Raw genomic sequence first — 7,864 nt, forward strand, 5'->3', positions numbered from 1 at the left:
CCAGATGCCCTGCGCGAGCGTCAATGCTGCGTGAGATTGGGGCTTTTGGCTGTCATGCGACATCGTTCGCACAGAACAGCTCAATGCAGGCTGACATCGGGAAGGAGTTACGCATGGGACTGAACCGAACGTCGGGTACGGCAAGGGAGCCTGGCCTGGGCGCGGAGACCGCGGGCTCTGGCGGTCGCCACCGCAGGGCTGGCGGCGGGAAGCTGGCCGGGAGCCCGGCCAAGGTGGCGGCGGCCAGCGCGCTGCTGGTCATTCCGGCGCTGGCCGCGGTGTCGGCCTTCGCCCCCGCGGCGAGCGCGGCAGTGGCGCATCCGGCGGCGAAGCAGCCGTCGAAGGTGACGGTGTCCGCCGCGCCCGGCACGGCGGTGGCCGGCACCAAGGTGACACTGTCGGCGACCGTCAAGTCGGCGGGCGCCACGCCGACCGGGACGGTCAGCTTCTATTCGGGCTCGGTCAAGCTGTGCGCGGCGGCGCTGGCCCGCGCGGCCGGGCACTGCACGGCGGTGTTCCGCACGGCCGGCACCTACACGGTGACCGGCAAGTACTCGGGGAACAGCGCGCACGCCGCCGCCTCGGGCACGACCAGGGTCAAGGCCACCCTGGCCGCCACCGGCACGGTCGTGTCGGTGAGCACGTCCAGCCCCTACCCCGGCGAGGCGGTGACGCTGACCGCGGCCGTTTCCTCGCACAGCCCGCTGGCCCCGACCGGCACGGTGAAGTTCTCCGACGCGGCCGGCACCTTGTGCACCGGGACGCTCAGCGGCGGGAAGGCGCACTGCACCCACGCCTGGAAGGCGACAGGGCACTACACCGTGACCGCCAGGTACGCGGGCGACGGCGCGCATGCCGCGTCCTCACGGACGTCCGGCGCCATCACGGTGGCAAAGCTCGCGACGGCCACGGACATCACCAGCATCAGCCCTGGCAGCGTCGCCCCCGGAACTCCGTCGACCGTCACGGTGACCGTGACTACGCCAGCGGGTACCCCGGCACCGACCGGGACCGTGACAATCGCGCCGACCGACGTCGCGCCGCCCGTAGCGGCGGGCTATATCTGCACTGTCAAACTCACGGCCACGTCGGACGGGACGGGCTCTTGCGAGGTCACGCCTCCTAATCCGTCCTACGGGATAATTGATTACGAGGCCACGTATGGCGGCGACAGCGCGCATGGCAGCTCGGTCTCCACGGGGACGCACGAGCTCCTCGTGCCGGACACCACGACAACGACTGTCGCGTTCAGCCCGGCGGCAGGCACCGTCCACATGACGGACGTGATAACGGCCACCGTGGTGAACGAGGCAGGCGACAACATCTCCCCGTCGGCCGGCGGTACCGGAACCGTGACGTTCTCGATCGGCGGCACCGACATCTCCGGGTGCATCGATGTTTCGCTGAGCTATTCCGACGCGACCGGCAACACGGCGACGTGCGACTACACGCCCGGGGCATCAGGGTCGGTCACGGTGACCGCCGCATACTCCGGCGACGACCTGAACGACCCGTCATCGGGCACCGGTTCTCTTTCCGTGACTTCTTAAACAATCCGGGGCTGAATCCGGCGGCCAATGGTGGCCGCCGGATTCAGCGTGATAAACGCACCGAGATAGATTCGAGTGGATTCTGCCTGTCCGCGACCCTGCACACTGTCCGCGCACTTAAAAAGCTTCCGGCCGCCCATGGTCGAAGGCGCACGCCGGACGCGGCCCCGCCGACGCTTCGGTAGGGGCGTTTTGAATGATTTGTCGCAACCTGCGCTTGAGACTTCCGGGGGTCCGGCCATGATCGCGAAGACTTTTCGTACCTGCGGGTGCAAAATCTCTGCTCGATAAAGAAGTCTTCGCAATAATCGGCACGACCAGGGTCCGGGCTGTGGCGCTATAGCAACTCCGTCCCCGCCACCGCATCACTGTCATCTTTGGCTAAGCGGCATTCGCGCCTGGACACGGCGACCGGCTCATCTCCTCGCGGGCATCAAGAGAGCCGGGCTGGCTGCATGAGATGCCGCAGCAGTCGACGCCGGCACCACCTTGCACCGCCCTGCGCTGCCCGCCGCGCCAGCAGCACACGGGAAAACCGGCCGCCCGCCAAACGACAGCTGGCTGGCGCCGCCTTCGCGAGAAGGACCGGCGCCAGCCAGCTCACATGTTCGACTGTGGCATCGGCCGCGTTGACGGTCATGCCGTCCAATTGGACGGCATGACCGTCAACGGCTCAGTCAGCCGTCACCATCCGTGACCGTGAGAGTTGCCGTGCCGGTGGACGCTGCCGCGTACTCGTCGCCGTAGAAGACGGCCGTAACGGTGTACGTGCCAGCCGTCAGTGGTAGGTCGCAGTCCACGTAGTTCACCATCGTGGTGCCATTCCACTCGAGAGCATAGGCGGTGCAAGTTCCGCCGCCCGTGCTGTCGCCGGTCGGCGTGACCGTGACGTTCACCGTGTCCTGGTCCGGCCCATCTGTCGTGCTGCCGGCAGCGAGGATGTTGTCCGCCGGGATCGGAGGGGTGGGAATGACGGTCGCGACCAGGTCGACCGTGCCTGCGGTCGCCGTGTCAGTCCCGTCGGCCGTCCCGACGCTGGTGTCCGTCGGCATCAGGTTGATGAACTTGTGCTCACCTGTGGAAATCGGCGACGCGGCGAACACGCCGGCAACTCCGTTGTAGGTTGCCTCGACCTCGATGAAGCCATAGTCGTTCGCCACAACGTCGATAGTGCAGGACCCGGTGCTGGTGCCGTCGGGGCCCGGAGTCAGCGGCGTGGTGTTGGTGCAGGTGTAGTCACCCGGGTCCATTAGCCCGGGGTTGTCGGCGGCTGGGGCGGTCACCGTGACAGCTCCGGCAGGCCCGGCCGGCGACGGGCCGCCAGGAGTGTTGTCAGTTACGGTGAAATCAACGGTCTGGTCCGTGCCGGCCGGCTCCGTCACAGGGAACGGGTTTGTGATCGCTGTGGTGGTGCCATTCAACGCCACGGTCACCGAGGCGGTGCCGCTGGAGTGTGAGTGCGCCGAGTCGCCGCCGTACGTAGCCGTCACGGTGTACGGGCCCGCCGCATCCCAGGTGTAGGGGCAGGATGCCGTCCCGGCAGCCACCTTGGCCTTGCACAGGGTGCCCGCGGCGTCGGAGAAGGTGACGAGGCCGGTTGCCGCCGTCGACGACGTCACGGCTGCGCTGAGCGTCACGGCCTGCTCCGCGAAGGGGGCAGCCGGGGTCACGGTGACCTTGGTAGCGGTGCTCCGGAGCGTCGCACGCACCGTCGCGGTGGCCGACGAGGGCTTGTGAGTGGAGTTGCCCTCGTAGTAGGCCTCGACCCGGAAAGAGCCGGCCGAGGCGAACGCGTGCGCGCAGTGCGCCTTGCCGCCGGACAGGGCCCCGGAGCACAGCGCCTTCCCGCCGTAGATGAACTCGACCCATCCAGTCGGGGTCGGGCCGCCCTTGACCTGTGCAGCCAGCGTCAGCTTGGCGCCGACGTAACCGGTCACGGCCGACATGGTCGTCGTGGTCGAATGCTTCGCTGTGGCAGGCGCGGCGTGCTGCTTCGCCGCGGCAGGCGCGGCCAGGTGCTTCGCCGTGGCAGGCGCGGCCTGATGCTTCGCCGTGGCAGGCGCGTGTGCGTTCGCAGTCGCCGCAATTGCCGGTACTGCCACTCCCGCAGCCGCCGCAGCCGCCACCGCCGTGATCGCGACGGCCCGTACTCGTGTGGCGCGTCCGCGCGCCCCCTTGCCTGCCGCCTTATGCGGCCAGCTGAAGTTCATGCCTGTGTGGCCTCCTCCTGATGACACCCGGAAGCGGGTGGATGCGTAGGAGCGGTGATTAGCCGCCATACCACTCTGTTCGTCCTCAATACGACGTGAAGGAGGACGATCCGGATTACACGTGAGGCTGATTAGATGGCAAGTAGCGATAGTTCCTATATATCGGGATCACTAGCGCTATCATGTGCGGCCGCGCGCGACGAGTACGCCGCCGGTGACGCCTTAGTGACGTAGCGGAGCCGGTGCGGAATCGAACGCTCACCTGACTTGGCAGCCGTGCAGCGGGTCGACCGGCAGGCCCGCGCCGTCTCCTGGGGCGCGGTACTCCCTCCCGCGCTAGTCTCGTCGTAGCGGCGATGCACGCAGCTGTACGACGGCTTCATCGGCTCCGAGTCGCAACCTACGCGTCATGGGCATCACAGTCCCGGAAGGAGTCATCGTGAGAACCACCGGAACCATCGTCCTCAATGCGTACATAGCGGTCATCCTGATTGCCCTCGTTGGGGGCCCCCTGATCGTCCTGCACGGCTATCGCGAGTGGTGGCTGGTGACGTTCTACGCCGCAGTCGCCGCCGGTACCATCGGCGGCATCATCAGCCACTACCGCGTGGCATTGCGGAGCAGGAAGAGCTGACCCCGTCACGGGCCACTGCCCGATGTTCACGGCGTTGCCGGGCCCGACGACGACCCGCCGAGACTGAGTCGAGCAGGACGCGGTGCGGAAGAACGATTGTGTGCTTCCTGTGATCCGCTTGCTGTGATCCAAATTGCCGTCCTTCGCGTCCTAATGAGAACGACAGCGTGGTACGGCCGCTGATCGCCATAATCCACCCGGTTTCGGGTGACGTGCGAGGAGGCAATACAGGCATGAATTTCAGCTGGCCATGGGCGGCGGGCAAGGCAGCGCGCCGCGGTGCAGCACGGGCGGGGCTTGTCGGGATTGCGGCCGCGGTGGTTGCGGGGGCTGCGGCGCTGGCGGCGCCGACGGCGCCGGCCATGAGCGCGATGGCGGCCACGTTGAACCCGACCACCACGATCGTCACGAACCCGTTCCCGATCACGGGGCCTGAAGGCGCGAACGCGACCGTGAACGTAGAGGTAGTGGACGACACTGCTGACGGCCCCGCGCCGACCGGGACTGTCAACGTGACCACCGTGGGCGCGTACAACCCCGGGCTGCCCGCAGGCACGGTTTACCAGTGCGAGGCGCCCGCGACGCTGACGGCGTCGGCGACCCCGAACGGGGACGGCCTGGCTTACAGCACTGGATCCTGCACTTTCACGGGTCTCGGCTATGGCTTCATCGAGGTTGAGGCGTACTACAGCGGAGATGATGAGAACGCCGCGTCGAACACGGCTGGCACCGAGGTCAAGATCATCAACCTTGAGCCGACGATCACGACCGTCGCGACGGCCGACGGGACTGACGAGGCAACGGCGAATGAGCAGGTGGAACTGGTCGCGACGGTGAACGTCGACGTTCTCGCTGGCTACAGTGAGATATTTGACGGGCCGGCGCCGGCGGACACGGTGGAGTTCACGATCACGGGTGCCAACGGTTCCGCAGCTTGCACGAACGTTCCGCTCGAGGGGCTTGGTGACCCCACCAACTACGCGGACTGCGACGTAACGCTGCCGGCTGGCACGTACGCCGTGACGGCCGTCTTCGCTGGTGACGAGTACGCAGCCACGTCGACCGGAACGGCAACGCTCACGGTTAACGCGGTCGCGACCACGACGACGATGGCGGGTGTGTCCGGCTACGTTGGCAGCGAAATAACGCTGGCCGCTAGGGTCACGGGCGGCTCGACCCCGACGGGGACGGTCAACTTCGTGTGGGACGGCACGACGCTGTGCTCGGCGAGCCTGTCGGACGGCGCCGCGCACTGCACGTACGCTTTCGGCCGCGTCGGCTCGCTCAAGGTCGAGGCCGATTACGGGGGCGACGCCACGCACAGTGCCTCCGAGGGCCTGGCGACCGTGAAGGTGAAGGCGCTGCCCACCTCCGTCAAGGTCACCGCGTCCCCGGCTTCCACCAGCACGGGCAAGGCCGTGAAGCTCACGGCGACCGTGAAGTCATCGTCGCCGGCCACCGGCACCGTCACGTTCTACGTCAACGGGCGCAAGCTTTGCACGGCGAAGGTGTCTGGCGGTAAGGCATCGTGCAGCTACACCTGGCACGCGGCGGGCTCCTACAAGGTGACCGCCGTTTACGGCGGCAACTCGACGCACCTGGCCTCGAAGGGAACCGCCTGGGTGACCGTGAAGAGCTGAGCCGGCCCGAACCGCTGACGTCCGTGCCGCCCATCGGGGCGGCACGGACGTCAGCATTTATGCCGAGGCGCGAAGCCACGGTTCGTTACGAAGAAAATTCGCTAATCCGTGATGGCTTCGGGCAGTTCGATGAGGGCCTGCTGGCCGCAGTGGCGTGCCCAGCCGAGCGGGGGTCGCGTCGAAACAGCTGGACGCGGATGCTGGGACCCGCGCCGAGCTGGAGCAGCGTCTGAGCCAGTTCGAGGTTCCCCTCCGCAGCGGCCTTGTGCAGCGCCGTCTGCCGGCCACCCCGTGCTCAACGAGGAGGTGGACCAGCTCGGTCACGCCGTGCCTGATCACCCAGGCGAGCTCGCCGACTTCGATGACCATTCGCCGTGGCCGGCGCGCGCAGCCATGCAGAGCCGCGCCAGCCAACGACATCAGCCGGGCGTTCAGCGGTGAAGGGGAGGCCGAGAAACTCGTTATGCCCGGTGCGCCATGGGCGACGGGCGCGTGGATGACGCCTATTGCGTTGTGCCCTTTCCAGCCCTTCAGCGTGAACGTACCGTCGCTCAGCGTTCCGTAGCTAATGGTGCTGGACGAGGCGGTGTTCTGGTTGACCATGGTCATCGACGACCCGCTGACAGCGCTGACGATAGCTGCGTGACCGCCGGAAATAGGCCCGTCGAAGCTAATCACGTCGCCTGGGGCGAGGTAGGTGATAGGGCCTTGCGGCTGCTCATCGCTCAGGCCAACCGAAGATGCGGTGGAATACAGCAGCGGATATTCGCGGGCCGCTTGTATCCCGAATGAAGCGCGTATACGCAATATTCACTGCTGCCTATGAAGCGGTGCACGGAATTCGCGCTGCTGCCGCGTCATTCAGCTTCCGGTTCCCGCGCCGGGACAGCCGGCTCTTACGGGTGTTCACCGCCGGGGGCTTAGCGGATTCGGCGGGGTTCCGGCCCATCCACTCCCATCGCCTGGCGCTAGCGAACGCGCCCGACAGGATGCTTTCGCCCCTCGGCACAAACGTTGACGTCCGTGCCGCCCCGGTGGGCGGCACGGACGTCAGCGGTTCGGGTCGGCTCAGCTCTTCACGGTCACCGAGGCGGTTCCCTTCGAGGCCAGGTGCGTCGAGTTGCCGCCGTAGACGGCGGTCACCTTGTAAGTGCCCGCCGTGTGCCAGGTGTAGCTGCACGATGCCTTACCGCCAGACACCTTCGCGGAGCAAAGCTTATGCCCGTTGACGTAGAAGGTGACGGTGCCGGTGGCCGCCGTCAGTGACTTCACGGTCGCCGTGAGCTTCACGGCCTTGCCCACCGAAGCCGCGGACGCGGTGACCTTGACCGAGGTGGGCTGCGCCGTCACCTTCACCGTCGCCAGGGCCGCGTCGGAGCCAGTGTGCGTGGCGTCGCCCCCGTAAGCGGCCTCGACCTTGAACGAGCCAACGCCGCCGAACACGTGCGTGCAGTGCGCGGCACCGTCCGACAGGCTCGCCGAGCACAGCGTCTTGCCGCCGTAGACGAACTTGACCGTTCCGGTCGGGGTCGTGCCGCCCGCGACGTTCGCAGTCAGCTTTATTGCGCTGCCAACGTAACCGGACACACCCGCCATCGTCGTCGTGGTCGCGGACACCGGCGCCTTAGCCGTGAGCGTTTCCGTTCCGGTGGACGTCGCCGCGTACTCGTCACCGGAGAAGACGGCCACGATCGCGTCCGTGCCAGCCACCGGCGGCGTGTAGGAGCACTGCACGTAGTTCTCGTCGGTAGTGTCATTCCACAGGAGCGCCACGGCACCGCAGCCTGGAATCGCAACGCCATTAGCCGTGAAGGCCACGGTGTCCCCACC

6 protein-coding genes are annotated in these 7,864 nt (G+C 67.1%); 3 read left to right on the plus strand and 3 right to left on the minus strand.

All coding sequences use genetic code 11. The features are described 5' to 3' along the window. Positions 1-113 precede the first annotated feature (113 nt). Positions 114-1,550, plus strand: coding sequence for an Ig-like domain-containing protein (locus tag Q1N79_RS23630; protein WP_300612529.1), 1,437 nt, complete (start codon positions 114-116; stop codon positions 1,548-1,550). 677 nt (positions 1,551-2,227) lie between these two features. Here Q1N79_RS23630 and Q1N79_RS23635 read toward each other — a convergent pair. Beyond that, positions 2,228-3,487, minus strand: a complete 1,260-nt coding sequence (locus Q1N79_RS23635) for an Ig-like domain-containing protein (protein WP_300612531.1) — start codon at positions 3,485-3,487, stop codon at positions 2,228-2,230. A 682-nt stretch (positions 3,488-4,169) separates the two neighbouring features. Here Q1N79_RS23635 and Q1N79_RS23640 point away from each other — a divergent pair. After that, the gene (locus tag Q1N79_RS23640; protein WP_300612533.1) at positions 4,170-4,394 is read left to right on the plus strand and encodes a hypothetical protein; all 225 of its coding nucleotides are present in this window, start codon (positions 4,170-4,172) and stop codon (positions 4,392-4,394) included. Positions 4,395-4,627: 233 nt separating this feature from the next. Further along, on the plus strand, positions 4,628-6,034 hold the full coding sequence (locus tag Q1N79_RS23645) for an Ig-like domain-containing protein (protein ID WP_300612535.1): 1,407 nt from the start codon (positions 4,628-4,630) through the stop codon (positions 6,032-6,034). Between the two features lie 85 nt (positions 6,035-6,119). Here the strand turns inward: Q1N79_RS23645 and Q1N79_RS30855 are convergent, their stop codons facing one another. Both Q1N79_RS30855 and Q1N79_RS23650 read right to left on the minus strand, forming a co-directional pair. Next, the gene (locus tag Q1N79_RS30855) at positions 6,120-6,305 is read right to left on the minus strand and encodes a hypothetical protein (RefSeq protein WP_367185136.1); all 186 of its coding nucleotides are present in this window, start codon (positions 6,303-6,305) and stop codon (positions 6,120-6,122) included. 797 nt (positions 6,306-7,102) lie between these two features. Further along, positions 7,103-7,864, minus strand: a 762-nt coding sequence (locus Q1N79_RS23650) for an Ig-like domain-containing protein (protein ID WP_300612537.1), incomplete at its 5' end; no start/stop codon positions are given.

Source organism: Trebonia sp. (assembly GCF_030042015.1).
Taxonomy (GTDB): Bacteria; Actinomycetota; Actinomycetes; order Streptosporangiales; family Streptosporangiaceae; genus Trebonia.